This window comes from Sorangium sp. So ce887 (assembly GCF_051521455.1).
Classification (GTDB): Bacteria; Myxococcota_A; Polyangia; order Polyangiales; family Polyangiaceae; genus Sorangium.
In genome coordinates, this window is sequence record NZ_CP150354.1 from 1,224,841 (window position 1) to 1,251,442 (window position 26,602).

At 70.2% G+C, this 26,602-nt stretch carries 19 protein-coding genes and 1 pseudogene; 5 read left to right on the forward strand and 15 right to left on the reverse strand.

Annotated elements, in window-relative coordinates; all coding sequences use genetic code 11:
- Nucleotides 1-70: 70 nt before the first annotated feature.
- On the reverse strand, nt 71-1,951 hold the full coding sequence (locus WMF36_RS04640; RefSeq protein WP_437578405.1) for a glycosyl hydrolase: 1,881 nt from the start codon (nt 1,949-1,951) through the stop codon (nt 71-73).
- 511 nt (nt 1,952-2,462) lie between these two features.
- Here WMF36_RS04640 and WMF36_RS04645 point away from each other — a divergent pair.
- Nucleotides 2,463-4,232, forward strand: coding sequence for a fibronectin type III domain-containing protein (locus WMF36_RS04645; RefSeq protein ID WP_437578406.1), 1,770 nt, complete (start codon nt 2,463-2,465; stop codon nt 4,230-4,232).
- 143 nt (nt 4,233-4,375) lie between these two features.
- Here WMF36_RS04645 and WMF36_RS04650 read toward each other — a convergent pair whose 3' ends face one another.
- The 4 genes from WMF36_RS04650 to WMF36_RS04665 form a co-directional block, all read right to left on the reverse strand.
- Entirely contained in the window at nt 4,376-4,732 is a 357-nt protein-coding gene (locus WMF36_RS04650) for a hypothetical protein (protein ID WP_437578407.1), read from the reverse strand.
- A 98-nt stretch (nt 4,733-4,830) separates the two neighbouring features.
- Nucleotides 4,831-5,079, reverse strand: a complete 249-nt coding sequence (locus tag WMF36_RS04655) for a hypothetical protein (protein ID WP_437578408.1) — start codon at nt 5,077-5,079, stop codon at nt 4,831-4,833.
- A gap of 19 nt (nt 5,080-5,098) precedes the next feature.
- A complete protein-coding gene (locus WMF36_RS04660; RefSeq protein ID WP_437578409.1) occupies nt 5,099-5,560 on the reverse strand; it encodes a hypothetical protein in 462 nt (153 codons plus the stop codon).
- Nucleotides 5,561-5,962: 402 nt separating this feature from the next.
- Nucleotides 5,963-6,736, reverse strand: a complete 774-nt coding sequence (locus tag WMF36_RS04665; RefSeq protein WP_437578410.1) for an acyl-CoA desaturase — start codon at nt 6,734-6,736, stop codon at nt 5,963-5,965.
- Nucleotides 6,737-7,254: 518 nt separating this feature from the next.
- Between WMF36_RS04665 and WMF36_RS04670 the strand changes: the two genes are divergently transcribed.
- Together WMF36_RS04670 and WMF36_RS04675 are read left to right on the forward strand one after the other, a co-directional pair.
- Nucleotides 7,255-8,073 (forward strand): transglutaminase domain-containing protein, encoded by an 819-nt coding sequence (locus WMF36_RS04670; protein ID WP_437578411.1) that lies wholly within the window; start codon nt 7,255-7,257, stop codon nt 8,071-8,073.
- Between the two features lie 146 nt (nt 8,074-8,219).
- Nucleotides 8,220-9,566 carry an MBL fold metallo-hydrolase gene (locus WMF36_RS04675; RefSeq protein ID WP_437578412.1) on the forward strand — a complete coding sequence of 449 codons (1,347 nt, stop codon included), beginning with the start codon at nt 8,220-8,222 and terminating at the stop codon, nt 9,564-9,566.
- A gap of 28 nt (nt 9,567-9,594) precedes the next feature.
- Here WMF36_RS04675 and WMF36_RS04680 read toward each other — a convergent pair whose 3' ends face one another.
- From WMF36_RS04680 to WMF36_RS04725, 10 genes are all read right to left on the reverse strand, one after another.
- Complete coding sequence (locus WMF36_RS04680; RefSeq protein WP_437578413.1) at nt 9,595-10,764, reverse strand: hypothetical protein; 1,170 nt, start codon at nt 10,762-10,764, stop codon at nt 9,595-9,597.
- Nucleotides 10,765-10,914: 150 nt separating this feature from the next.
- Entirely contained in the window at nt 10,915-12,123 is a 1,209-nt protein-coding gene (locus WMF36_RS04685; protein ID WP_437578414.1) for a PAS domain-containing protein, read from the reverse strand.
- Nucleotides 12,124-12,356: 233 nt separating this feature from the next.
- The gene (locus WMF36_RS04690; protein ID WP_437578415.1) at nt 12,357-13,430 is read right to left on the reverse strand and encodes a substrate-binding domain-containing protein; all 1,074 of its coding nucleotides are present in this window, start codon (nt 13,428-13,430) and stop codon (nt 12,357-12,359) included.
- A 179-nt stretch (nt 13,431-13,609) separates the two neighbouring features.
- Nucleotides 13,610-14,014 (reverse strand): hypothetical protein, encoded by a 405-nt coding sequence (locus WMF36_RS04695; protein WP_437578416.1) that lies wholly within the window; start codon nt 14,012-14,014, stop codon nt 13,610-13,612.
- The gene (locus WMF36_RS04700) at nt 14,011-16,446 is read right to left on the reverse strand and encodes a TonB-dependent receptor plug domain-containing protein (protein ID WP_437578417.1); all 2,436 of its coding nucleotides are present in this window, start codon (nt 16,444-16,446) and stop codon (nt 14,011-14,013) included. Before WMF36_RS04700 ends, WMF36_RS04695 begins: the two co-directional genes overlap by 4 nt.
- Before the next feature lies 1 nt (nt 16,447).
- Nucleotides 16,448-17,023 (reverse strand): YfiR family protein, encoded by a 576-nt coding sequence (locus WMF36_RS04705; RefSeq protein WP_437486940.1) that lies wholly within the window; start codon nt 17,021-17,023, stop codon nt 16,448-16,450.
- Nucleotides 17,020-17,430 carry a response regulator gene (locus WMF36_RS04710; RefSeq protein ID WP_437486942.1) on the reverse strand — a complete coding sequence of 137 codons (411 nt, stop codon included), beginning with the start codon at nt 17,428-17,430 and terminating at the stop codon, nt 17,020-17,022. The genes WMF36_RS04705 and WMF36_RS04710 overlap by 4 nt, the downstream gene beginning before the upstream one ends.
- 4 nt (nt 17,431-17,434) lie before the next feature.
- Nucleotides 17,435-19,573, reverse strand: a complete 2,139-nt coding sequence (locus WMF36_RS04715) for a HAMP domain-containing protein (protein WP_437578418.1) — start codon at nt 19,571-19,573, stop codon at nt 17,435-17,437.
- A 459-nt stretch (nt 19,574-20,032) separates the two neighbouring features.
- On the reverse strand, nt 20,033-21,163 hold the full coding sequence (locus tag WMF36_RS04720) for a substrate-binding domain-containing protein (RefSeq protein WP_437578419.1): 1,131 nt from the start codon (nt 21,161-21,163) through the stop codon (nt 20,033-20,035).
- A gap of 343 nt (nt 21,164-21,506) precedes the next feature.
- Complete coding sequence (locus WMF36_RS04725; RefSeq protein ID WP_437578420.1) at nt 21,507-24,146, reverse strand: ATP-binding protein; 2,640 nt, start codon at nt 24,144-24,146, stop codon at nt 21,507-21,509.
- Nucleotides 24,147-24,473: 327 nt separating this feature from the next.
- Between WMF36_RS04725 and WMF36_RS04730 the strand changes: the two are divergent.
- Nucleotides 24,474-24,611: pseudogene (locus WMF36_RS04730) on the forward strand (SDR family NAD(P)-dependent oxidoreductase); the annotation flags it as partial.
- Nucleotides 24,612-24,950: 339 nt separating this feature from the next.
- Nucleotides 24,951-26,600: a PfaD family polyunsaturated fatty acid/polyketide biosynthesis protein gene (locus WMF36_RS04735; RefSeq protein WP_437581852.1), complete on the forward strand. Its 1,650-nt coding sequence runs from the start codon at nt 24,951-24,953 to the stop codon at nt 26,598-26,600.
- The last annotated feature ends 2 nt before the right edge of the window (nt 26,601-26,602 follow it).

A 26,602-nucleotide genomic window follows, 5' to 3' on the forward strand; every position in this document is an offset into this window, starting at 1 on the left:
CTCGCTCCCCGCCTCCCCGTCTCCTTGTAAAATTCCTGCTTTTTCTCGTGGTTTCAACCCGTTTGTCGCTCTAGTTGCAGGCCATCGGGCCGAAGCAGACCGCGGGATCCTCGGCGAAGCGACGGAAGTTGTCCGCCTCGGGGTGGCCCGGGAACGGGACATAATAGTAGACGGGCTTGTTGTCGAAGTCGGTGCCGTCGTAATAGGTCTGCCACGTCAGCACGTAGGCGACGCCGGCGCTCTTCGCCAGGTCGAGCAGGTGCTCGTTGTACCAGTCCTCGGTGAGCGCTCCCTGCCCCGCGTCCGGGAAGAGGCTCGTCACCTCGGTCGAGGAGAGCGCGACGGCGGACGCCGAGCTCAGGCCGTAGTTGGCCAGGAACTCCGTTTGCAGGCCCTGATCGAACAGGGTCTCGTACCACCGGCTCACGTGGTCCGCCGAATAGAGCGTGAGCGGCTGGCCCGCCGCGAGCTTGCTGACCCGGTGCAGGAGGTGCAGCCGGTAGGTGCCCGTCTCGCTGAGCGCGTGCGGCTTGCCCTTGGCCTCGCCGATCGCCGCGACGGCGCTCGCCATCGCCTTCATGTCCTCGAGGTCGGCCGGGGACGCCGCCCGCTCGTACGGGTAATAGAGATCGATACCGAGGACGTCGATGAGGTCGTCTCCCGGATACGCCTCGAGGTAGTACTCCTCCAGCATCCCGGAGGGCGGCTGGCCGTCGTGGGCGACGATCGCCTGCTGGAGCGGGCTCTCGTAGGTCGCGCCGAGCTCGGAGAGCTCCTCGAGGAGGCGCGCTCGGAGCATGTCGCGCGAGAGGCTCTCTGGATCTCTGACCTTCGCCTCGGCGGGCGTCACCGAGCTGTCGCTCAGCTTGCGCAGCTTGTCGGTCGAGTACGCGAAGATCACGTTCTCCATCCCCGGCTCGCTCCGGATGGCCTCGGCGAACGTGCGGTACGCGGCGCGGTAGGCGTCGGGGCCGGTGACGGCCTGGTCGTCGCCGAGCAGGCCCTGGCAGTTCCAGTAGGGCTGACCCCACCAGAACCACCCGCCTGTGTGCTCGTGGAACGGCCTGAGGACGACCGGCTTGCCCTCGAGCCCGTGCTCGCGGAAGAACTGGGCCACGTACTTCGCGTGGGCCACGAGCCAGTCGCGCGCCGAGATCCCGGCGTGGGTCCCCTGCTCGATCGGCACGTCGTTGGCGATCTTGCAGATGCACTTCAGGTTCTCGGGGATGTCCGCGCTGGAGCTCAGGGCTCCCGAGTAATACGTCTCGGCGTAGAACGGGGTGCCGCCGCCCTGGGCGTGGATCGGGACGCTCTGGCCGTCGACCGTGATCGTGGCGAGCGGCGTCGCGATGTCGGTCGCGAAGTCGGAGCTCGTGATGTCGTAGTTGCACGGGGGTGTGTGCCAGTCGATGGCCACCATGCCGCCCGGCTGTTCCAGCGCGTGCACCGCGCCGGCCGCGGTGACGTCGCGTCGATTCCAGGCGACCGGGTCGAAGACCATCGCGTCGAGGGAGAGGCCGAGCAGCCCGGGGTTCTCGCCCACGGTGGCGCCGGCGTCCGACGCCCACGCCCGCTCGCCGCGGCTGGCCGGGCCCGCGAGGGTCGAGAACCAGTCGTTGGTCGACACGAACTCCTTCGTGCCCGGATCGTAGAGCCCCCACAGGATGCTGTTCTCGTATCCGAACCGGAACTTGCCGGCTCGGGACGAGGTCCAGAGGTCCTCGAGGAGCTTGCCTCGTGGCGTGTCCGGAAACTCCGGCACATCGTCGGGCGGGTTGTCGTCGGGCGGGTTGTCATCCGGCGGGTTGTCGTCGGGCGGGTTGTCGTCGGGCGGGTTGTCGCCGGGCGGGTTGTCGCCGGGCGGGGTGCCGTCGTTCGACGACCCGCAGGCGGCTGCCAAGCACAGAAGGAATGCGGCGCAGATGCGTGGACTGAGCTGGTTAAGATTCATCGGTTCTTCCCTGCGAAGGGTACAAGTGGCAGGGCGAGAATAAACTGCTGAATCGGTTCAGAGTCAACGGGCACCTCCGGGGCGAGGTGCCGACGCCGGCTTCGTGCCGTCTCACCTCGATCGCGCTTCGGCGCGGTATTGCGCCGCGTCACCGCCTGTCAACGGCGTGCGTGTCGAGGCAGCGCCGAGCACGCGCGGGCGCGTGGCTGCGCGTGCGCCGTCGGCTGTCGTCGGGCACACGATCTTAACCGGTTCATGGATCCGGAGGTCACGGTCGGCGGCGCATCTGGGCCGCTCGGCATCGGCGGCGGTGCCGTCGCCGCGGACCGCTTCCCGCACCTGGTCCCGCCATACCAAAGCCACCATCGGGCGTCTTGTGCGATGTGCGCCCTCCGCCCCACACAGCGCTGCTGCCGCCGCCGAACGCACGTATTGGCGGAATTCCGGGGGTCGCGTCATGGACGGAAATTTCTTCTTGCGCTGTTTCGGTCCACTTTCGTTTACTGGGACGATGCGCAAGATCCATCAAGTCTCTTCAATGCTGGTGGGAGCCATCCTCGGGGTGGCGCCGGGATGCGGCGGGGACGGCACGAGCACGCCCGGAGAAGCAGCGGGCAGCGGCGGCGCGGGGGGCACCGGCGGCGCGCCGTTCGACGGGGTGATCCTCGAGCTGACCGATCGGTACGTCACCGAGGGCGGCGAGACCACCGCGAACCGGGACATGTCGCGGTTCGCCTCGGTCGAGGTCCAGGTGCTCGCCGAAGGCGCGGTGCAGGCCTTTGCGGGCGCGCTGTCGGCGGATGGCGCGCGCTGGGAGATCCCGGATGTGCCCGAGGGGGAGTACTGGCTCGTGACGACCACGGCGCCGGACGAGCGCGCAGAGGGCGCGCCGAGCAGCCGCGCGATGCTGCAGACGACGGCCCGCACCGTCGATTTCGGCCGCACGTTCGCCGGGCGGCCCGACGGCGGCGAGGCGACACGGGACATCGAGGTCGCGCTCACGGCCGACGGGCTCACGCCCTGGCACCAGGTCGGCCTCGAGGCGGACGGCAGTGGGGTCCAGCCGCTCCAGGACAGCATCGAGCTCTATAGCTTCAACGTCGACGCGCTCGCCTCGATCGAACCGGGGGAGGGGGATACGGGCGCGCCGGCCGACGGGGGCACGGCCTTCTCGGGCTGGACGTTCAACTGGCGCGACAGCGTCTACCCGTCCTCGCACGACGGCGAGGTGCCGCTCGTCGACGGCTCCCGGGGCGACGTGCTGCATGTCACCCAGCTCGTGGAGCACCAGGTGGCCCCGTCCGCGGGGCAGGCGGACCCGCGCGACCCCTGGTCGTCGTTCACCTACCAGGCGGCCGAAGCGTCGTTCTCGACCCGGGAGATGACCCTGCAGGACGGGGAGGCGGCCGTCCTCGGCGGGGCGTTCGCGCCGCTCGCGCTGTCGAGCTTCGCGGCCGATCTCCGGATCTCGCAGTTCATCGCGCAGGTGACGGCGCACGCGCCGGCCGCTCTCTCGAGCACGATCACCTCGCTGAGCCTGTACCAGGAGCCCGGCAGCGGCGTGCCCATCTACGGGATGACACCGACGTTGCTCCGAGCGCAGGTCGTGAGCGGCCGCGCGCCGGCCGACGCGACCTGCTTCCCGGAGGAAGGCGCGTGTGATCCGCAGCTCTGCCCGGACGGGTGCAACGACGCCCTGATCACCTTCCACCCCGGCGATCACGTGGCGACCTACGCGTACGGGAACCCGTACGCGCCGCGGGGCATGGAGCTGGCCGATGTGAGCGTCCTGTTCCGCACGCGGGTCACGCATCCCGTCGAGGCGCGCCAGGAGGTCCTGCGCGGCTTCGTCTCGGTCATCATGAGAGCCGAGGACGCGAACGGCGCGGCGATGGCGCCGCTGCTCGGCCTGCCGCGGGACCTGCGGCTCGACGGCAAGAGCCTGCCAGCGGACGCGGTGACCGAGGGCACCGGGGCGACACCGACCCTCACCTTCGAGCCGCCGGACGTGGGCGCGGCGGATGGGTATCAGGTAGGCATCGTCCTTCACGACGACCTCAAGGACGCGGACGGCGCGGTGCTGAGCGAGCGCAGCATGGTGCTCAGCGCCGACATCACCGGGACCACCTTCAAGGTGCCGGAAGGCGTGCTCGAGAGCGGAAGATACTACAGCGTGCAGGTCGCCGCGTACCTGGGCTCGCACACGCGAGAGGCGCCCTCCAGGTACAACGGAGCGACCCTGGCCCGGGCCCAGAGCTACACAGGCATGTTCACGCCCTGAAGAGGACCGCGCCGCGCGAGCCGCCTTGACGGTCGTCGCTGCGCTCGCCGCTCAGGGGCCGGAGAAGGGTGACGACACCGCTCGAGCGGCCGTCGATCGATCCGGCGGGTGAGCGTGGGCGAGCGCGATCGACCGGCAGCCGATCAGACGCTGCCGCTCACCTTGGCCGTGCGGGTGTTCCCGTCGAGCGACGACTCGATCACGTACTGGGCTCCCTGGTAGGAGATGCTCCCGTCCTCGCCCAGGTTTCCGCCGCGCAGCACGTTGGCGGCGCTCTCGTAGAGAAGAAAGGAGGCGTGGCCGGTGGGCAGCGCGCTGGACAGCATCCAGGCGCCCTCCGCGCCGCTCGTGTCGATCACGAGGTGCTGCTGAGCGCCGGACGCGTCGATCAGCACGCCGAGCGTCGAGCCGCTCCGGTCGCGCGACGTGGCGCGGAAGTTGAGCGGAGCAGCGGTGGCGAGCAACTGGGTGGAGGCGACTGGCTTCTGGGGGATGGACATGGCGGTGTTGAACAGCTCCGTTGATGGCCGTTGCGTGCGGCCCAGGTGACGTATCTCTCCGGGATGGTCCTGCGGCCGAGCGCCCGTGGAGCAGGCGCTCACGGGAGCGCGCCGGCGATCGAGCTCATCGGCTGCCAGACGAGCCCGTTGTACTTCCGGGGAGAGCCCGAGCGGTCGAGCCGCTGAAACGTCTCACCCGTCCTGAGGTGCCGCTGCCTGTCGCGATCGAAGGGGCCACGCTGGCCGCTCGCCGGCTCGTACGTGACATCGCTCCTGCCGTGTACCTGGAAGCGCCAGCAGAGCCGTTGCTCCACGCCGTCCACCACCCGAGACAACCCCTCTTTCATGGTCTGTACCTCTCTGCGCTCAGCACGCGAGCTCGCAGCGCGGAAGCAGCGGGCGCGGCGGGATCGGCGAGCGCGGCCTTCCCGTCCGACCCTCGAACAGCGCGAGCGCCTCCCCGAAGTCGGCCTCGACCTCCGCCACCATCCACGCCTCGTCCTGCTCCGAGAGCGGCGGCGCGTCCCCGGCGGAGCGGAGCGCGAACAGCGCGCTCAGGAGAAAGCGAGGCCACGAGCGCACGTCGTCAGCGGCATCGGGGAGCGCTCCCTGGGTCTCGATCAGCTCGGCGAAGCTGTCGCAGCGGCGGGCCAGGCTCCACCTCGCGCTCTTCGAGAGGCCAGCGAAGGGGCCGGCGAGGCAGAGCGCCAGCGCGCGCAGGTCGGTCGGCATCCGCTCGGCGCGCGATGGCGCGTCCAGAGCAAGGCCGTCACCCAGCGCCGCGCTGCTCGGCGCGGCGGTGATGCTGGGCGTGGACGCGTGGCTCATCTCGACGTTCTCCGAAGGTGGAAGGCACGAAACGTAGGTGCGCCCCCACGGCTGTGCAAAAGTTGCCTCGAACGTCGCATGACGGCCGTGCCTGCCGGGTCTGGTCGATGGGCCAGACGGCATCGCCGACAACTTCACTGCGTGTGCGCAAATGTATAGCAGAAAGAAGCGCCGGGGCACCACGCTTATCGGTGAAGCGCGCGCCGATTTCGCCGGTGTGACGCTTTTTCTCGTGTTCGCGCCGTTTTCGCGCGGTGTTCGCGCCTTCCCGCCGTTTTTGTGCCGATTTCCCGCCGATTTCCCGCCGTTTTCACGCGGTGTTCGCAGCGTTTTCGCGCGGTGTTCGCGCCTTCGCGCCGTGCTCCTCGGGCGTCACGAGAAATGTCTCTCAGGCAGGGGCGCTCATCCCTCGACACCCGTGGTCCCGGTGTCCAGCCGGGCGACCTGGCGCTTCTCCGGCATCTGGAGGATGCCCACCCAGGCGAGCACGCGGATGACCTGGTAGGCCGGGTCGATCTCGAACCAGCGCACGGCGAAGCTCGGGCTCTGCGAGTACTTGTGGTGGTTGTTCTGGAAGAGCTCGCCGAGCGTCACGATGTCGAGGACCAGCGTGTTGCGCGAGTCGTCATCGCTGTTGAAGTTGCGATAGCCGTAGCGGTGGCCGCACCAGTTCACGATCGCCCCGTGGAGCGGGCCCATCGTCCAGTGGAGCGGGACGAACAGGAATTGCCACCACTGCGTGGCGAAGGCGATGTAGAAGAGCGCATAGCCCGTCCCCCACGCGAGGCGGCTGACCCACGAGTTGCCGATGCGGTCGAGCGTGGGCCACTCGGGGTAGCCACCCAGAAAGCGCGGCTCCACCTCCGCCGTGCCGTCGCAGATGGCGTCATAGCGCTTCGCGGTCGACAGCATCATGGAGACTGGCTCCGCGTAGTAGCGTGGAGAGTGCGGATCCTTCGGCGTATCGCTGTATGCGTGGTGCATGCGGTGCAAGATCGCGTACGCCCGAGGCACAAGATACGAGGAGCCCTGCGTGACGTAGGTGAGCACGTGGAAGATCCGTTCCCAGCGCTTCGACATCGTGAACATCCGATGCGAGGCGTACCGGTGCAGGAAGAAGGTCTGGAAGAAGACAGAAAGTGTGGAGTGAGCGATCAGGACAGCAACGAGTTCCATGGTTCGCTTGTACATCGATTGCGAGCCGGAACGCGGTCAGCGGATGGTCATGCGCCGACAAGTCCGGAGCCGCGTTTCTCGCGCACGAACGTCCGCATTCCGCTCGATCCGTCCGTGCGGCGAGCCCCCAACAAGCGAGTTCATCGAACGGAAACAAATCTATGCTACCAGGTGCAACGTCGCTCCTGCCCGCCATTGACGTCGCTGACGTCGCTGACGTCGCTGACGTCGCTGACGTCGCTGACGTCGCGTGTGTCGTCTCCTCGGAGCGGCCTGAGCGGGGGGCCGCTGTTTCACGGGAGTTCACGACGGTTCGACGGTGGGCCGACCTCGGCGGCGGTTCGTCCTTGACGCACTTGCGCGCTGAGTGCAGGATAGCCCAGCAAACGTTCGAGCGTGCGTCGAAGCCTCTGTCGCGCTCGGGCTTCTGGTGCTCTCGGCGTCGTCACACGGCGCGGGCCGCGAGGGCAGGGGGCCTGCTCGTGACGTGAGCCGCGCAATCACCTCGAGGTGCACGCATGCAGATCCGCGTAGGTTACGAGCTGGTCTACGAATTCCCACAACCCACGCCGGTGATCCTGACGCTCAGCATCCACTACTCGCGCGTATCGGATCTGGTGCGGCCCGATCATATGATCACCAGTCCGCCGACCCCGGCCCGGTCTTACCGGGACGCGTTCGGCAACTGGTGCAGCCGTATCGTCGCGCCGGCGGGTCAGCTGAGGGTCTCCGCCGACGCGGTGGTGAACGACACGGGCGCTCGGGACCGCATCGTGACCTCGGCCGTGCAGCACCCGGTCGATGCGCTGCCGGAGGAGACGCTGGTGTTCCTGCTGGGCAGCCGGTACTGCGAGACGGATCGCCTGTCAGAGGCGGCATGGGGCCTGTTCGGCCAGGCGCCCACCGGCTGGGGCCGCGTGCAGGCCATCTGTGATTTCGTTCACCGGCACATCGCCTTCGGGTACGAGTTCGCGAGCCCCACCAAGACGGCGTGGGAGGTGTTCAACGATCGAAAGGGCGTCTGTCGAGATTTCGCGCACCTCGCGATCGCGCTCTGCCGTTGCATGAACATCCCGGCCCGGTATTGCACGGGCTACCTGGGCGACATCGGCGTGCCTCCGCCCCACGGGCCGATGGATTTCTCCGGCTGGTTCGAGGCCTATCTCGGCGGCGAGTGGCATACGTTCGACGCGCGCAACAACGTGCCTCGCATCGGGCGCGTGCTGATCGCCCGCGGGCGCGACGCCGCCGACGTGGCGATCACCACGACCTTCGGCGAGAACACGTTGAAGAGCTTCCGCGTATGGACGGATGAGATCGCCGGCCCGCTCGCCTGAGCCTGCCGGGTGTGTACAGCACGGACGACCGGGCGGTACGGCGGCGGAGTGAAGGCGCCCGGACCGCGGCGATGTGATGATCCATCGCCGGTGAGGCCGACGGCGCAACTGCCGGCTCGGGGGGCAGCGTGATAGACTGCGCGGCCATGGACAATGCACTGACGGACGGCAGCGGCGGGGAAGACTGGGGACGACTGCACGTCACGCGTGCCTGCTGCGGCGCAGGCGTTTGCAGGAACTTCGCGCCTGAGCTCCTGGGCGAGGTCGCGCCCGCGCACTGGGGAGCCATGGACGGCGACGTGAAGCGCTGCGGCCCCGCCGTGCTGGCGGGCACCTACGACGAGGGGTCGTTCACGGGCGTCCTGCGCCAGCCGCGGAGCCAGGCCGACCTCGAGGCGGCGCGCACGGCGGTGGCCGCCTGCCCGGTCCACGCCCTGCGCCTCAAGCCGCCCGCCGTGCGCCCCCGCCCCGGCGCGCTCGGCGCCCCCTTCAGCACCTGGCCGCGCCGCATCGAGGAGGACGTCTGGGCCCTCGGTCATCCCTCGACCGACAACATCGGCGCCACGACCTACTTCATCGAGCGCCCCGGCGGCAACGTGCTCGTCGACCTGCCCAGGCCGAACGAGGCCATCTTCCGTTTCCTCGAGGAGCACGGCGGCGTGCGGTGGATCTTCCTCACCCACCGTGACCACACCGCGCACCACGCCGAGTTCGCGGCCCGCTTCCCCGGCTGTCGCCGCATCCTCGGCTTCGCGGACGTGAGCGCGAGCGGCGGCGAGTACAGCGCGATCACCACCGACGTGGAGATCCAGCTCCCCGATCGCCCCGAGCCCATGACCCTCGAGGGCGCGCCGCTCGCCGACGCCGAGCTCGCCGGCGCCGAGCTCGCCGTGCTCTCCCAGCCCGGCCACACCGCGGGATCGATGTGCCTGCTGTACCGCGGCCGCTTCCTGTTCACCGGCGACCACCTCGCTTATTCGCGCCGCCTCGGCCAGATCGTGGCGTTCCGGCTCCAGTGCTGGGACGACTGGGAGCGCCAGAGCCGCTCCGTGCGCCGCCTGGCCGCCCTGGCGGAGGCGGGCCACCTCGGCTTCGCGTGGCTCCTGCCCGGCCATGGCGAGTGGCACCGCTTCGAGGGCGACGGCGGCGCCCCCGCGACGGCGGCCGAGCTGCGGCGCGCGCTCGCCTGGATGGAGCGGCAGGCGCCTGGCAACATGCCGCTCGCCCGGTTCATCCCGTGGGTGCAGAGCCGCACGCAGCCCCGCGCCCGCCTCGCCCGCGCGATGCGCGCGATCAGCGGCGAGGGCCCGGGGAGCGAGGCGTGGGTGCTGCCGCGCGCCGTCCGCCCGTACCTGCCCGATTACCGGCCGGAGAAGGTCGCCCCTGCGCTGGTCCGCGCTTCCGTGGTCGCGACGAGCGCGCTCGGCGCAGCAGCGTCCGCCGTCTGGCTCGCCGCGCGCGCGGCGGGGGCGGTCCTGAAGCGAAGGGGGTGAAGCGGGCCAGGGAGCGCGAGCTCCCCGTTCAGCCGCTCGCGCTGCCCTGAGCGTCCTGGCGCAGCAGATACCGTGTGTCGGGGTTCTCCCGGCGCCAGATCACGTTATCCATGAAGTAGTGGTGAATGTTCACGAACACGTAGGCGGCCGCGAAGTACGGCGTCGGGCCCAGGCCGGCCATCGTCTCATCGTCGCTCGTGCCCAGCACCAGCGCGCCATCGAGGAGCGCGGGCGCGCCGCGGAACACGACCCATCCGAGGCCGACGGCGGACGCGGCCAGGAGGCCGAGGCGCAGGCCGGTCGGCCTCCCGAACAGCGGCGGGCCCTCGGCGTCGCGCGCCTCGTTCCGCTTCAGGAGCCAGACGAAGTACAGATACTGGATGGAGTGCAGCGCCGGGATCACGTACATCATGAGCCGGTCGAGGCTCGAGTACACGGTCCAGAGCCACACCGTGATGAGGAACCCCGAGAGCGGCCCGAGCGGCGGTAGCCGCCTCTCCGCTCGCCACCTTCGCGCGAGCACCCAGAGCAGCGCGAGCACGCTCAGCGCGAACGCCGCGCGGGTGACGGGCTCGAGGGCCGGCGGGTGCGCGAGCGACGTGTAGATCACGCCCTTCTCCTCGAGCTCCCTGCCCGGATCGGCCGGGCTCGCCCACGCATAGGCCCAGGCCGCGAAGCAGTGCGAGAGGACCACCTTGCGCTCCAGCGGGCTGAACCGGAACCCGCGCCGCGCCGACAGCACCGTCAGGACGCCGAACCCCTGCTTCACGTAGTGCCAGCCCACCAGGAGAAACATGAGCTGGATCATGAAGCCCATCGTCCGCGCGGAGCCGGTCGCGAGCGCGCAGGTCGCCCACGCGAGCAGCGCGAGCGGGACGAGGAGCCCGGCGACGATGTAGCGGGCCCGCTGCGCCGGGGGGAGCGCGCCGCCGAACGCGCGGCGCCGCGCGTCCTTGTAGAACAGGAGGTACGTGACCGCGAAGTGAGGATCGTTGATCACGGTCGCGGCGTGGAACGTCAGGAAGCCGAGCGCGAGCTCCGACGCGTCGAGCCCGACGGCCCTGCGGAGCAGCCACGCGAGCGGAAAGAGCGCGAGCGTCGCGCCCCCCACGAGCAGGAACTCGATGAGGCGGGCCCGAAAGCCCTCTCGGCGCGGCGCCGCGACCGGGACTGGCAGCGTCGCGCTCGCGCTGGTCATGCGCCGAGGCTACCACACAGGGCGCATCCCATCCTTATATCCAAGCTTGTACGAACGCTCCCCCGGCGCGTACGCGGGGGGTGGGCCCCGCGCTGCCGCTGCCCGCGCTCGTCCGCGGGGGATGATGCCGCTCTTGGAGGCGGACTGCCGTCATCGGTGCTTCAGCGCATACGCGATGCCGCCTTGCAAGGTCCCCTCCGTGACCAGGCCCCGGAGGTCGATGTCGAGCTCGATCAGCGTCCGCGCGATCGCGGGCTGGATGCCGGTGAGCACGACGTTGGCGCCGAGCAACCCGGCCGCGCGCGCGGCCTGCACCAGCATCTCGGCGACCGACACGTCGACCGCCTTGACGCCGGTGATATCGATGATCGCGATGCGGGCCGAGTGTCTCTCGACGCCCTGGAGCAGCGTCTCGATGATCCCGCTCGCCCGCGCGCTGTCGAAGAAGCCGATGAGCGGCATGACGAGGACGCCCTCGGCGATCGGCAGGAGCGGCGTGACGAGCTCCCGTATCGTGTCCTGCTGCGCCGCGATGAGCTCGTCCCGCGCCGCCTCCCGCTCGCGCTCCGCCGCCTTGACGGGCGTGATGTCGACGGAGACACCGGCCACCGCGCCCTCCCGGATGCCCTCGCCCCAGACCGGGAACTTGATGGTATAAAACGTCCTCTCGCCCTCGGCGTGGGGGACGGGGTCCTCGGCCTCGAACGGGGCGCCGTTCTTGCGCACGAGCTCGTCGACGTCGTTGTAAATCGCCGCGACTTCCGGTGGAAAGAAGTCCTTGTCGGTCTTCCCGAGCATGCTGCCCGGGGCCGCCCCGACGATCTCCTCCAGCGAGCGGCTCACCAGGAGAAAGGCGCCGTCCCGGTCCTTCGCATACAGGAGGACCGGCGCATGGTTGCAGAACGTCGCGAGCAGCGCCTCGCTCCGGTGGAGGCGCTGCTCGCGGCGCCGCCGCTCGGTCACGTCCTCGGCCGACAGGAAGATCTCGCGCGCGGCGCCGTCCGCGCCCCGCGCGAAGACCTCGGCGCGGACGGCGAAGAGCCGCTCGCCCTCTCCGCGGCCGTGCGCCCGCAGCTCGGCCTCGACGACCTCGCCGTCTCGCGCCGCCTTCAGCTGCTCGGCGCGCGCGGCGAGCCCGGCGAGGTCGTCCGGATGAATCCGGGCCGCGAGCGCCTCGACGCCGCGCATCGCGAGCTCCTCGTCGGTGCAACCGAGCGCGCGGGCGAGGGCGGCGTTGTGCGCGGTGAGCCGCCTCTCGGTCATGTCGACGACGCACAGGATCGCCGGCGCCGCGTCGAGCATCCGCTGGGCGCGCCCGTCGCTCGCCCCGTGCGGCTCCTTGGCCATCGTCTCCTTCATCCCGGCACGCCCTTGTTCATGACGGCTCCTGACCAGGCCGGGCGGCGGCAAACCCGCGGGCCCGAGCTCGATGCATGATAGCCACTGGCCGCGGCGCGCGCGCGACGGAATCGACGATGGCGCCGCGCATCCTTGTCGAGGACGCCTGGCGCGGCGCGCCAGCCTGCTCCGCGCGGGCAGCGATCGCGACGCGCGTCACGCTACGTCGCCTGCCGTGAAGAGCCCCCCCGGGCTCAGGGGAGCAGGCTGCAGTGTGACAGGGGCGTCCGGTAGTCCATCGCCTGGGTGTTGCGCTCGAACTCCTCCAGGTTGTTCGGACAGACAACGTACCAGCCAGCATCGGTAAAAGGGGTCACTTGCCGGTCGGTGGTGACCAGATCGTACGCCAGCATCACGGTGTCGTAGCCCCAGCCGAACAGCTTCTGGCCGAGGAGCACGTCCACGTATCCGTCGCGCATGCGCCCCAGATACTCCGGCAGCGTATCGAACGCCACCGAGTGAATCTTCCTCTCCTTCGCCTTCGCGGTGAGCAGCGGCGCGTTGTCCTCGAGGCTCGGCTCGCCGAGGAGCTTGCTGTAGGAGAGGAAGAAGCCCGTGATCTCCGGGTCCTCCTCCAGCGCCTTCTCCGCCTGCTGCGTGCAGAAAGGGTCCTCGTAGTCGCAGCAGACGCAGGGGAGGGTCGCGGCGTTCGTCATGTCCGGGTACCTCGCCAGCGCCTCGGAGAACCCGGCGGTCCGGTCGACGAAGGTCCCCGCGGCGGTGGGGGTGTAGCCTCCGTCGGCGTTCTCGTCCATCATCGTCTGGAAGGCGATCTTGCCGGTCTTCCCGTTGAGGGTCGCGAGCGCATCCATGAGGAAGGCGGCGGCTGCCTTGTTGTCCATGCCGTAGTAGGTGTGGCGCTTGCTGGCCGGGGCGTCGCCGCCGTACGTGACGACCTTGATGCCGGCGTCCACCGCCTGGTTGATGAGGTCGTTCTCGCAGACCCCATCGAAGACATCGATGGAGATCGCGTCCACCTTCCTGTTGATGACCTCCTGCAGCACCGCCATCTGCGGCCGGGAAAAGTAGCAGGAGTCCCCGGGAACGGTCGGCTCGCCCTCCGCGTTGAGCTCCGGGCACTCGGGATCGATGACCGTCACCTCGACCGGCCGCGCGCTCGTGGCCATGAGCTCCGTGCTCGCCTGTCTGGCGCCCTCGCGGCCGAGATCGTGGAACCGATTGCACTTGTTGTGTGTGATGTAGGCGATGGTTATCGGCTCTCCCGTCGCGCTCTCGCCCTCGCTGCAGGCAAGCACGCTGGTCGCCAAGAGAATACCCCCAGAGAAGCTCCGATAGCGCATAGTCCCCCTCCACGATCAGAATACGAGAGAGCAGTCAAGATTCGATATTACGACTAGATGAGATGAAATTGGCTGTCAACGCCTTTTGTGCTGTCCTAGTGCTGGCGCCGACGTCGCCCGCTCGCCGGTCGAGGGGAGAAGAGGTGTTATCGAGGCACCCTGTTCGTGGACCTCGACGCTCGGTCGCCGTCACCACCTGTCCCGCCGGTGCCGCCCTCACCGCCTGTCCCGCCGGCGCCGCCTGTCCCGCCGGCGCTGGCCTCACCGCCTGTCCCGCCGGCTCCGCCGTCTCCGCCGGCGCCGCCACGGCCGTCATCTCCGCCGGCGCCGCCCCCATCCGCGCCGCCGCCCCCCCCGGCGCCGCCGGTCGAGGTGGTCCCGCTCGCCTGGGCGGAGCTCGAGGAGACGCCCGTGTCGATGCAGTTCGGGGTGTGGTACTCGACGCAGCCCACCTCGACGGGGTGGCCGACCTCGATGCAGCCCCATGCCATGACGCCTGTGGCCGCCGACAAGCTGACGAGGAGCGAGGGAAGGAGCGTCGTTGTCTTCACGGCAAAGCTCCCAGGGGTGCGCGCGAGGCCGTCGCGCGGGAGGAGGGGCCGGCCGCCGCGGCCGGGTTCTGCCCTGGCGCGGAGCCACCGTCGTCGAGGTGGAGCTCGATCCCCGCGAAGAGCGTGAGCCGGTTGGTCAGCGCGAAATCCGCGGTGGGGCCGCGCTCCACAAGGTAGCGCGGCTGCCCCTGGTTGGGCCCGACGACGTAGGGCTCGTGGGCCGAGAACGCGTACTGCCCGCCGAGCGTGTACCCGGCGCCCTTCACCCCAGGCAACGCGCCCGTCAGCGCCGCGCGGAGCTCGAGCTGCGGCGGCACCTCCGGGCGAGGGGCGATGTTCGACGGGTCGCCGCCATAGTACGCCTGATCGGCGATCCGACGGCCCATGTACGCGGCCGCCAGGGACATGGCGCCGGCGCCGATCTCGTACGAGACGTGCGCGTTGCCGTACACCTGCGGCGCGACGGTGATGGGGACCTCGTCGCCGGTGCCGAACCGCGCATTCCGGGCGATCTGCGGACCCGACATGCGACGTCGCGTCACGGCGAACGTCGTGTTCAGGCCGAGGCGCAGCCTCCGATCGAGGAAGCTCGTCTCGAATCCCAGGTTCGTGCCGTAGTTCCGGATGCCCGGTACATTGTTGTAGCTCGAGACGCTCGGCGCCTGGGCCTTCACGATCTGGAGCTCGATGACGTCCCGCCAGGCCGAGGCGAAGCCGCCGGCCGTGATGGAGTACGCGCCGGTCCGGAACGACGACACCGCCTCCAGCGACGAGACCTTCTCCGGCTTGAGGCCGTCCGGGTTCGGCAGGAGCCTGCCGCTCACGGTGTAGAGCTCGACGAAGCTGGGCGCGCGGAACGCGCTCGAGTAGATGAGCTTGAGCGAGATGCGCTCGTCCGGCTCGGCGATCAGCGCGGCGCGCGGCGAGATCGCGTTCGCCACGTACTCGAGCGGGATACGCGAGTCGAGATCGACCCGGATCCCGGCGTTGAGCGAGATGGACCGGAAGGGGCGGAGCGTCTGCTGCACGTAAGCCCCGAGCGCGCCCTCGTCCTCGAGGCGGTGTCCGCCGCCGTGCCAGCGCGTGCGCGCGGGGTCGGAGCCGTAGCTCTTCCCCGTGAGATCGTCGAACGCGACGGCCTCGTACGCGGCCGTGCGGAGGCGCCCGTCGACGCCCGCCAGGGTCGAGAAGGCGCCGTCGCCCGCCCAGTCGACCACCGCCTGGAGCTCCAGCCCGACCCAGCGGGAGAGGAACAGCGACTCCTTCCGGCAGGGCCCGGACGGCCCGCGCGGGCACTGCTCGGGATCGATCACGCCGAGCGGCACGTGCGGCACGAGCGCGTCGTGGCCCACGACGTAGCGCGAGCGCAGGAGCCGGCTGTACCCGAAGTACCCGCGCGCCACGCCCTCGATCCGCTCGCTCAGGCGGGCGCGGTAGCGCACGCTGCCCAGGACGAGCGACTGCGTGTTGTCGTTGTGCGCGTCGTCATAGACGCCCACGCGGTTCTCGTAGAGATCCATGAAGGGCGCCGCCCACACCGAGCGCGTCACCTGCGCGGCGGCGCTCAGATCGCCGACGTCGAGGCGCAGGTACGCGCCCGTCTTGCGGCGAAACCACTGCTCCTCCACCGGTCCGCCCCAGGCGCCGGGCTCGGCGTGCGAGCCGAGATCCACGGAGGGCGCACCGTCGGGCCCGTCCGGGATCCGCTGCTTCGGAAAGCGGATGTGCGGCCCCTTGAAGTGGTGCATGTCGAGCGCCGCCACGATGCCCGCGGGCTGCCCGAGCAGCGTGAAGCCGCGCCCGAAGCTCAGCGCCACCGTGTTCTCGCCCCCGGGGCTCTCGACGGCCGGGGCCCTGATGCTCCCCGACTCGTCGAGCGGCGGCGACGCCCCGAGCATCAGCGAGGCGTGGAGGCCCTGGTGGTCGGTCGCCTTCTTCGTGACGACGTTGATGACCCCGAGCATGGCCTGCGCGCCGTAGAGCACGGAGCCAGGGCCCAGGATGACCTCGATGTGGTCGACGACCTCGATCGGGATGTCGTGCAGGAAGACCGAGCCGCCGCCCTGCTCGTTCAACACCATGCCGTCGAGCACGAGCAGCACGTGGCTGTTCGCGTCCCGGGTCAGCGCGACCCCGCGCGCGCCGACCTCCGGGGTGGACATGCGGTAGTGCGCGAAGACGCCGCTGGCGAGGAAGTTGAGCGCCTCGGCGAGGCGCTGGATCCCGAAGAGCTTGAGCTGCGCGCCGGTGATCACCGACGACATGGCGGGCGCGTCGCTCGCGCGCTCCGCGGAGCGGGAGGCGCCGGACACGACGTTCTCCTCGAGGATCTCGAGGAGGGAGCTGACGTCCTCGGCCCGCGCTCCGCGCGAGGCGGTGGTCGACCACGCGAGCGACGCGGCGCAGAGCAGTGCCAGACGGGTCGAGCTCACGTCAGTAAATCCTTGCCAGTTTGAGGATGGATGCCGGGAAATCGATGCGCTGGGCCCGGGCCTGCGCGAGGTTGATGCTCATGCGCGGCTTGCCGTTCGCGACGTCGACGCCGAGCACGGCGCCCTGCGCGACGTAGGGCTCGACGGCCGCGAAGCTCAGGACGCCGGTGTCGGCGAGCGCGCCGCGTATCGCGGCGACGTCCTTCGCGAGCCCGGACGAGATGTACACGACGTGGACGTCGCGCGCGCGGCACGCCGCGGCGAGCTCGGGCGCGCTCGAGTACTCGATGCCGTCCACGCGGATCGGCCTGTCCCGCACCTTGCCGATGTCCTGCAGCGCCCTCCTCATCTGGTGCGCGGCACTCGCCGAGTCCGCGTCGCCCGCCCTCGTGAGCAGCAGGAAGGAGACCTGCGCCTTCACCCGCTCCGCGAAGCCCCGGTCGTACGGCAGGATGCGCGTGACGATCTCCGCCTGCACGGCGAAGGGCGCCGTCGCTGGCTCGGCCAGGGCGTGGCACGGCACGAGGGCGGCCGCGACGAAGAGGCCGAGCACGAAGGCGCGCCGGCAGAGCGTCACGTCCTGCGCTCCCTGGCGCGGGACAGGCCGGAGAGCTTGCGTATGCGGAGCGCCGCTTGCACCTGCGGGGTGAGGGCGAGGAGATCGCCCTTCCTGCCGAAGACGCCGTCGAAGCCGAGCTCCGCGTACCGGGCCCCGGCCTTCGCGTCGGTGGTGTAGAGATAGAAGAGCGGCGGCCGCTCGCCCTCGGGAATCGCCGCCTTGAGCGAGCGCAGGACGGCGCCGCCGTCGAGGCCCGGCATGAAGAAGTCGATGATGACCAGATCGCAGCCGAGCAGGTGGCGCGCGGCGCCGACGAGCTGCGTCGTCGTGACGACGTCGTAGCCGGCGCTCGACAGCTCGACGCGGATCCGCATCAGCACGATCTCGCTGTCGTCGATGACCAGGATGCGTCCGCCGTGTGACATCGGTTCAATCTCCGTTGCTGAGAGGAACAGCCTGGCTGCCGGGCCGGATCACGAACGCCGTCCCGGTCCGGCGCGACGCGTCCACCTCGATGAGCCAGCCGACCGAGAGGAGGTCGGCGCGGACCGCCGAGAGGCCGACGCCGCGGCCGGCCAGGTCGCTCACGTCGCCCTTCGTGCTCACCCCGGGGGCGAACAGGAGCTCGCGCGCGCGGCGCAGATCCGTCGGATCGACGCCGGCGCTCGCGGCGAGGGCCTCGAGGTCGACGCCCCGGCCGTCGTCCTCGACGACGATCGTGGGCAGCGGCCGATCCTCGATGCAGACGGCGCGGATCACGCCGAGCTCGGGCTTGCCCAACCGGACGCGCGCCTCGGGGGGCTCGATGCCGTGGGCGATCGCGTTCCGCACGAGGTGGATGAGCACGCCCGGGAGCAGGCCGGCGAGATCGGCGGGGACGGGGACCTCGCGGCCGTCGATCTCGAGGAGGGCGCGCTTGCCCTCCTTCTCGGCCCAGCGGGGGACGCGCTCGACGAGCGGCGCGAGCACCTCGCCGAACGGCCGGGCCGCGAGGCGGCGGACGATCTCGGCGGCCTCGCCCCCCCGCCCGCCGAGGAGCTCGCCGAGCCGGCTCACGTCGGTGCGGCGGACCGTGATCTGGTCGAGGATCACGCGGCCCACGGGCGACGCGTCGACGAACGTCTCCTGCGCGCGCGCGAGCTCCTCCGCCACGCGCTCGAGCCGCGCGCGAAACGACGCCACGTACCCGCCTCCGGAGGGCTCGTCCTCCGAGCGCGCGCGCGCCTGGACCGAGGCGAGCTCGTCCTCGAGCGTCATGATCTCGTCCGCGAGGCGCTCGAGGTCGAACGAGCGGGCCTCGCCCTTCATGGTGTGCAGCTGCTGCAGGAGCTCGTCGAGGTCCGCGGGGTGGAGCCGCCCGCCGGCCTCGAGGAGCTCGCTGCACCGGGCCACGCGCTCGCGCGAGATCTCGACGAAGCGGACGAAGACCTGGCCGCCGCCGGCGACGAGGCGGCGCATGGCCGCGATCTGGCGCGCGTGCTCCTCGTCCTTGGTCTTGACGCTCTCCTCGAGGCGCCGGAGCTCTGTCTCGTCGGTCGCGAGCAGCATGATGCGCGCGATCTTCTGGCCGGAGACGACGGGGCAGAACTCGATCCGCAGGAACCTGCGGTCGCCCGGCGCGCGCTCGAACCAGAGCGAGCGCGGGGCGAGCTCGGCGACCTCCGGGAAGAGGTCGAGCTCCGCGTCGAACGCCACGTCGACCCATTGCCGGAGCGCCTGGCTCTCGACGCAGAGCGGCCCGCCGCCGTAGAGGAGCTCCGCGACGTGGCGGCCTGCCTCGGCGCGCTCGCCGAAGAGCTGACTGGCCTGCTTCGATGCCTCGCTGCCCAGCCGGCCGTCGGGGCCGAAGGCCACGATGGCCTCGCGCATATTGTCGAAGAGCTCGCGGAGGCTCTTCGTGGCCATCTCCAGCTTGCCCTCGCGCTCGAGGATGGCGGAGCTCATCGCGTTGAAGACATCGGCGAGCTGGCCGAGCTCGTCGTTCGTGCGGACGTCCACGCGGACGGTGCGGTCCCCCTCGCCGAGGCGCCGCGCCGCGTCGACGAGCCGCGAGAGCGGGCGCACGATCTGCCACCGGGCGAACCCGAGGAGCAGGAAGGCGGTCATCGCGCCGACGAGCCCCGCGTATTCGAGGATATTGCGGCGCGCCGCGGCGAACGCGGCGTTCTCGGGAGCGAGGGAGAAGACGAGGACGAGCGTCCCGAGGCGCCGCCCGTCGTCGCGCACGACCGGGCGGGCGACGCGTATCTCGTGCTCGAGGACCTGGTTCTCGGCGCCGCGCGTGGTGAACGCCGACAGGCCCTCTGGGATCTTTCCGACCCTGGCGACGGGCTCGGCGGCGTCGCTGCCCCACGCGACGGCGCCGATCAGCGCGCGGTTCGACCGGAGCTGTCCGAGGTCGCCCTGCGCCGTGTCGTGATCGCCGAAATCGAGCGGTGCGGTCAGGGTCCCCGAGAGCAGATCCGCCATCATCGAGGCGGCGTTCGCCTTCGCCGACACGAGATCATCCCGTGTCTTCTGGATCACGTGATTGGCGACCAGCACGGTGACACTGGTGAGGACTGCCACCGTCGCCGCAGCGAGCTTGGCGCCGATACCGAGGGGAAAGCCGGCGCGCCCGGCGCGCTGTCGGTCGGGCGTCGAAGGCGGGGAGACGGCGCCGGCGCCCAGCATCAGGGGCTCGGCGCGGCAGCTCGCACCCGATGCAAGGAACGGTCGAATCCAAGAGCGTACGTCATCCGCGCCCCCACGAAGAAAGAGGCACGGCCGGACGCCGTCGGAAGCTCCCCGGGGGAGCGCGGACAGGTGCGCGGCGATGCCCTTCAGTCCGAGACGGTACGCAGCTCATTTCAAGTTTGCAACAGGATTCTGTTGCCTACGATGGCTGTCGATGTAGGCGCAGTGCGCCTGTTTGTCGACCCATTGCCCACGGGCGCGCGCTGGCCGATGCCTTCTCTGGCTCTGCTGTCGATTCCTCATGAGCCCACGGACGAGCTCGGACGCCGTGGCGCTCGGGCCGCGGCGCCGCTACTGGTTCGCGTCGATCGAGCCGAGGAAGTCGTTGTAGGCGTCAATCTTGTCCGCCGGGACCACATCGACGCCGGTGTTGACCCGGCTGTCGTCGACCAGCTGCGGGGCGAGGATCTTCTTGGTCGCGTCGAGGCCGATGTTCTTGATGCCGTAGAGGATGTAGGGCACCAGATAGCCCTGGTAGTACTGCCGCTGGATGTGCGTGGCCTTGATGCGCCCCTGGCGCATGTAGTCGACCGTCCTCGGATCGAAGTCGAAGGTGACGATGGGGAGCTCCGGCGCGCCCGCGGCTTCTGCGGCCATCGCGCATCGATACGAGATGTTGAACAGGCCGATCATCCCCACGACGGGCGGGTCCGCCGTCCCGATCTGGGTCGTCATCCATTCGACGTCCTCGGTCTCGCCGTCGGAGGTCCAGGTGGATTGACCCACCAGGACCACGTAGCCGGCTTTCGCGAACACTTCCTGGGCACCCTGCGTTCGCTCCAGGCCGCTGCTCCCGTCCGCGTTGGTGCTGCCGTGGATGATCACCGTCCCCGGGGGCGGGGGCAGCATCATGAGCAGGGTCTTCCCTGCGGTGGCTCCGGCAGACCGGTTGAGGGTCCCGACGTAGATAGAGCGCTTCGAGGCCGCCACGTCGGTGTCGAGCGTCACGACGTGGGCCCCGTTCATGACGGCCTCGTCGATGGCGGCGGTCTGGAGGTCGTTGAAGGGCGCGAGGCCGAGCCCTTCCGCTCCGTCCTCCACCATCTGCTCGATCTGCTGGTCCTGGAGCACCTCCGATTCAGGGCCATCCTCCCACGGCGCGACGGGCCCGATCACGCTCCCCGAGACCCCGAGCTCCGCCATGGCTCGGTTCGCCGCCGTGACGACCGGCTTCCAGAAGCCGTTGGCGTTCTTCAGCACGACCGCCATCTGCATCGGCCGGATCGCGCTCGCGTTGATCTCGGAGACGAGGCGGTCGGCCGTCGCCTCGAGCTCCAGGGGCGTGAATTCGTTGTCCGGAGCCGGAGCTCGCCGGATGGGCGTGACCTGCTCGCCCGCGTCGAGGGGCTGGCCCGACCCGCATGCCGCCGTCGTCAGCGCAAGCCCGAGGACCGTCGTACTCCATCGTCCAATCCGCCCCATGAGATTCTCCTCGTCCGTGGCTCGTCGATCGTGCGCCGCACCCGTGCGTGACCGTCACGCTCGCCGCGAGATCATTGCCCGACGCGGCAGGTGACGGGAACGGGGGCGAAATCGATGAAGGATGAACGGGCCACACGCCGATTCGACAGACGCGATGCAAATCGGCACGGAGCCCAAGGCACCTGCAGACGCTAGGATGACATCGCAGAGAGGATGGATCTGTCAAGAGGCATGAAACAATGAACAACGAGCGCTGAAGTGAAACGTAGAGAAGTGTGTAACTAAGGCTGCGGCGGTTCCCTCGGGCCGCACAGGCGTCCTGCGCCTCGTGCCGGGCGCTCCCTCAGCCCGCCCTCTCCGCCTGCAGAGCTGGCAGCCACATGCGCACCGTCGTGCCTTGGCCGATCGCGCTCTCGATACGGATGCTGCCCTGGTGCTCCTCGATGAACCGGTGCGTCAGCGACAGCCCGAGCCCGGTCCCTTGTCCGGGCGGCTTCGTCGTGAAGAACGGCTCGAAGATGCGGCTCAGGTCCTCGGCGCGGATGCCGCAGCCGGTGTCGCGCACGTCGATCTCCACGCCGTGGATTTCCCCGCGCGGGAGCGGGCGAGCCCCGACGACGACGGCGCCGCCTTGACGGCTGGCGTCGAGGGCGTTGCCGATCACGTTGAGCAGGGCCGACTCGAGCTGCGATGTGTTGACGAGCACCGCGGGCAGCGCCGGCGCGGTGCTGTTCGCCTGGAGCTCTACTCTGCGCTCGCGCGCCCGCGGCGTGGAGAGGTCGACCGCGCGGCGGAGCGCCTCGCGCACGTCGCACGGTTGCCGGCCGATCGGCTTGCCGCGCGCGTACTCGAGCAGCGCCGTCACGAGGTCCGAGCAGCGGTTCGCCTGCCGCTCGATGGTGCCGAGCGCCTTCAGGATCGCAGCCTCGTCGGGCAGGCCGTGCCCCTTCCGGTGCCGCCTGAGCAGGAGCTGCGCGTTCATCAGGATGACCGAGACGGGGTTGTTCATCTCGTGCGACAGCCCCGCGACCAGCGTGCCTATCGCCGCCATCTTGCCCGCCTGGAGGAGCTCCTCCTGCGTCTCCGAGAGCCGCTCGAGCGCGACTGCGAGCTCGCGGTTCTTCGCGGCGAGCTCCAGATAGGCGCGGTGCAGCCGCTCGGCCGCGCGCACCCGCGCCCTGAGCTCCAGCGGGTCGAACGGCTTGCTCATGTACTCGTCGGCGCCGACCTCGAGCCCGCCCACGGCCTCCGCGCGGCTCGCCCTCGCCGTGAGCAGGAGGACCGGGATGTCGCGGAGCTCGGGATCCCCCTTGAGCCGCCGGACGAGCTCGAAGCCATCCATCTCGGGCATCATCACGTCCGACACGATGACATCGGGCCTCGTCGCCCGGATCGACTCGAGCGCTTCCCGGCCGTTCGTCGCCAGCACGACCTCGTGCTCGGCCGACAGGATGCCCTCCAGGTAAGACGCCATGTCCGCGTTGTCCTCCGCGACGAGCACGCGCGACGCGCGCGCCTTCGCGAGGTCGCCTTCGCGGGTCGCCCCCGCGACCCGCGTCGCGGGCGCGGCGAGGTCCGAGCTGCGCGCCGCGGGCGCGGCGGGATCGTTGGCGGTGCGGGGCGCGGGCGCGGCGAGGTCGTCCGCGGCGCGGGGCGTCCCCGCCGGGCTCGGTGGCTCCGCCGCGCGAGGCGCCCGCGACGCCATCACGCCGTCCGCCGCGCGCGGGAGCCGCACGAAGAAGCGGGAGCCGACCCCGGGCTCGCTCTCCACGCCGAGCGTGCCGCCCATGAGCTCGGTGAGCTCCTTGGCCAGCGACAGGCCGATCCCCGTCCCCTCGTGCTTGCGCGTCGCCGACGCGTCGATCTGCTGGAACCGCTGAAAGAGCAGGTGTCTCTGGTCCAGCGGGATGCCAGGACCCGTGTCCTCGACCGACAGCTCGAACTCGCCGTTCGCCGTCCGCAGGCCGACCTCGACCCTGCCGCCGGGCGGGGTGAACTTCAGCGCATTGCCCAGCAGGTTGAGCGCGATCTTCTCGAATTTGCGACGATCGAGGGGGACCATCTTCAGCGCCGGATCCACCCGGAGCGACAGCTGCACTCCGCCGCGCTCCGCCGCGGGGCGCGCCTCGTCCACCATGTCCGCGACGAGCTCTTTCACGTCGACCGCCTCCCAGTCGACCTGCATCTTGCCGGCCTCGATCTTCTGGTAATCGAGGACGTCGTCGACCAGCCGGCGGAGCCGCCGCCCGCTGCGCTGGATGCGCTCCAGATCCGTCCGCACCCGCGGCGACAGCGGCTCGTCCTGGCTGGACAGGAGCGACTCGAGCGGACCGAGGATGAGCGAGAGCGGCGTCCGGAGCTCGTGGCTCATCACCGTGAGGAACTCCCCCTTGGCGCGGGCGGCGGCGTCGGCGGCCTCCTTGGCCTTCTGGAGCTCTGTCTCCATCCGCTTGCGCTCGGTGATGTCCGCGTAGATCCCGAGGAGCCCGGTCACGTCGCCGCGCTCGTCGCGGATGGGCACCTTGCTGGTGAGCAGGACCCGCCGCTCGCCGTCCGGGCGGCGCAGCGGCTCCTCGATGTCGAGGAACGGCGTGCCGCGCTCCATGACCTCCCGGTCGACGCGCACGAAGGACTCCGCGTCATGCGTTCCCCAGACATCGAAGTCGGTCTTGCCGACGAGGTTCTCCAGGACCTTCGTGTTCGTGTCGTTGAGGAAGTTCTGATTTCCTCCGAGAAACCTGCCCTCGCGATCTTTCCAGAAGATGGCGTGGGGGACGTTGGCGATGACGTACTTGAGCACCGCCTGCTGCTGCTCGAGAGTCTCCCGCGCCTGCTCCCGCGCGGCGTTGCCGGCAGCGCCGGTCCGCGCCCCGTCCCCCTCGTCCGGCTGCGCCGCCCTGGACGTCCGTGCCTGTCCGGCGCGTGCTCGACTGGCCTGGAGGAGCTTGCGGATCCTGGCAGAGAGGCGGTAGCGACGTCGCATCGTTTATTGTCGCGGGAGCATAGGACGAGCGCGAGCGACCTCAAAGCTTGACCGCACAGGATGCCAGCCGCTGAGCACGAGCGGCTGGGTGGGGAGATTGAGCGAGCGAGCGCGCCGGCTCTGCCGCTCCATCCTCCCTCATGTGCCCTGGATGAATCCTTCCGTCGCTCTCGTCGAGACCCGGCGGAAGCGCGCCGGCTGCGGCCTTGTCGAAGACACCCGTCATGGCCGGCGGTGCCGGCCAGAGCGCGTGTCCTCTACCGTCCACCCGCCTTGCGCCGGCGCAGGTTCCCGCGGCGGCTCCGCCGTGGTAGAGGAGCGCCGCAGATGTCAGGTCGAGTTGCGCTCATCACCGGGGCGGCGTCGGGCATCGGCGCGGCGACCGCACGCAGGCTGTCGCAGACCGTGGGTGGCCTTGTCCTGATCGACAGGAACCGCGACGCGCTGCACGCGCTCGCGGTGGAGCTCCGGGTGACCGCCGCTCTAGCTAGTCAGTCTTGCGTCGTCCGAGCTCGTCGACGGGGGCAGGAGAGAGGGGTCCAGTCTCGGATCCACCGGGGCGCGGAAAAAGCAAGAGACTTTATTCCTGTCCGGCACAGGGCTCGTTCAGCCGCGCGCGGGAGCGGAGGCGCAATGCGTCACGACGGCGCGGGCCGCGCGGGAGCGGAGGGAAAGCGCTTTCATGGCCCGAGCCCGGGGATCCCGCGATCGGGCCGTGCCGCGCTCCGTGACCGAACCATTACCGCGGGGCGGAGACGACGGATGTTACAGAGGGGCTGCTTGTCATTAGGGAGGCAGCTCAGCATGATTAAGGAACCGCAGGCCCTCCGCAGCGCGGGCCTCCAGCCGATCGGTATCTGGCGCAGCGGACCGTGGCTCCCCGCGTTCACGTCGACCGATCTGCGGGAGGCCGTCTCCTGCGTGCGCGAGCCGGTGCACGTGGTGCGCGAGATGCCGGAGGGGCGCGTCGGCGTGTCGCGCGGCGGCGCCGTCATCGGCGAAGATCAGGTCAACGGGGTCCCCACGTTTCCGCTCCTCGGCACGCTCCCGGCGCTCTACCCGGAGTGGCTCGGGGACCGCTCCTTCCTCGAGGTCCACCGCCTGCGCTTCCCCTACGTGGCCGGCGCGATGGCGAACGGTATCCACACCACGCGGCTCACGATCGCGATGGCCAGGGCAGGAATGATGGGGTTCTTCGGCGCCGCCGGCCTCGGGCTGCACCGGATCGAACAGGCCGTCGATGAGATCATCGCTGCGCTCGGGACGGAAGGCCCCACCTGGGGGTGCAACCTCATCCATGCTCCGAACCAGCCGCAGCTGGAGAGCGACACGGTGGAGCTCTACCTGAGAAAGGGAGTCCGCCGGGCCGAGGCCGCGGCCTACATGGGCCTGAACCCGATGGTCGTGCGCTTCGCCTACAGCGGCATAAGGCGCCTGCCCGACGGCCGGATCGACCGGCAGAACCACCTGTTCGCGAAGATCTCGCGCCCGGAGGTCGCCGCGCGCTTCCTGTCGCCCGCGCCGGCCGAGATCCTCGATACGTGTGTTCGGAACGGATGGCTCACACGGGAGGAGGCGGAGCTCGCGCGCAGCCTCCCGGTCGCCGAGGACATCACCGTGGAGGCCGACTCGGGGGGTCACACCGACAACCGGCCCCTGGTCGCGCTGTTCCCGGTGATCCTCGGCGTCCGCGACGAGCTCGCGGCGAAGCACGGGTATCAGCGCCCGATCCGCGTCGGCGCCGCCGGCGGCCTCTCCACGCCGTCCACGATCGCCGCCGCGTTCGCGCTCGGGGCCGCGTACGTGCTCACGGGCTCGGTCAACCAGGCATGCATCGAGTCGGGCCTGTCCGACGAGGGCAAGAAGATGCTCGCCCAGGCCGACCTCCCGGATGTGGTCATGACGCCGGCCGCCGACATGTTCGAGCTCGGCGTGCAGGTCCAGGTGCTCAAGCGCGGCACGATGTTCGGGGTCCGCGCGCAGCGGCTCTACGAGCTGTACGTCGCCCACGACTCCATCGCGTCGCTGCCTGCCGACGTGCGCGCGCGCATCGAGCGAGAGCTGTTCCAGATGTCGTGCGACGAGGTGTGGGCGGGCTGCGAGCGGTTCTTCGCGGAGCGCGACCCGGCCGAGCTCGAGCGCGCCGCCCGCGAGCCGAAGCACAAGATGGCGCTGATCTTCCGCTGGTATCTCGGCATGTCCAGCAAGTGGGCGATCGCCGGGGACCCGAAGCGCCGCGCCGATTTCCAGATCTGGTGTGGCCCGGCCATGGGCGCCTTCAACCGCTGGGTCAAGGGGTCGTTCCTCGAGGACCCAGAGCGCCGCACCGTGGTCCAGGTCGCGCGCAACCTGCTCGAGGGCGCGGCCGTCGTCACGCGCGCGCAGCAGCTCCGGACATACGGCGTCCCCGTGCCGAGCGCCGCCTTCTATTTCACTCCTCGCCCGCTCGACTGAGC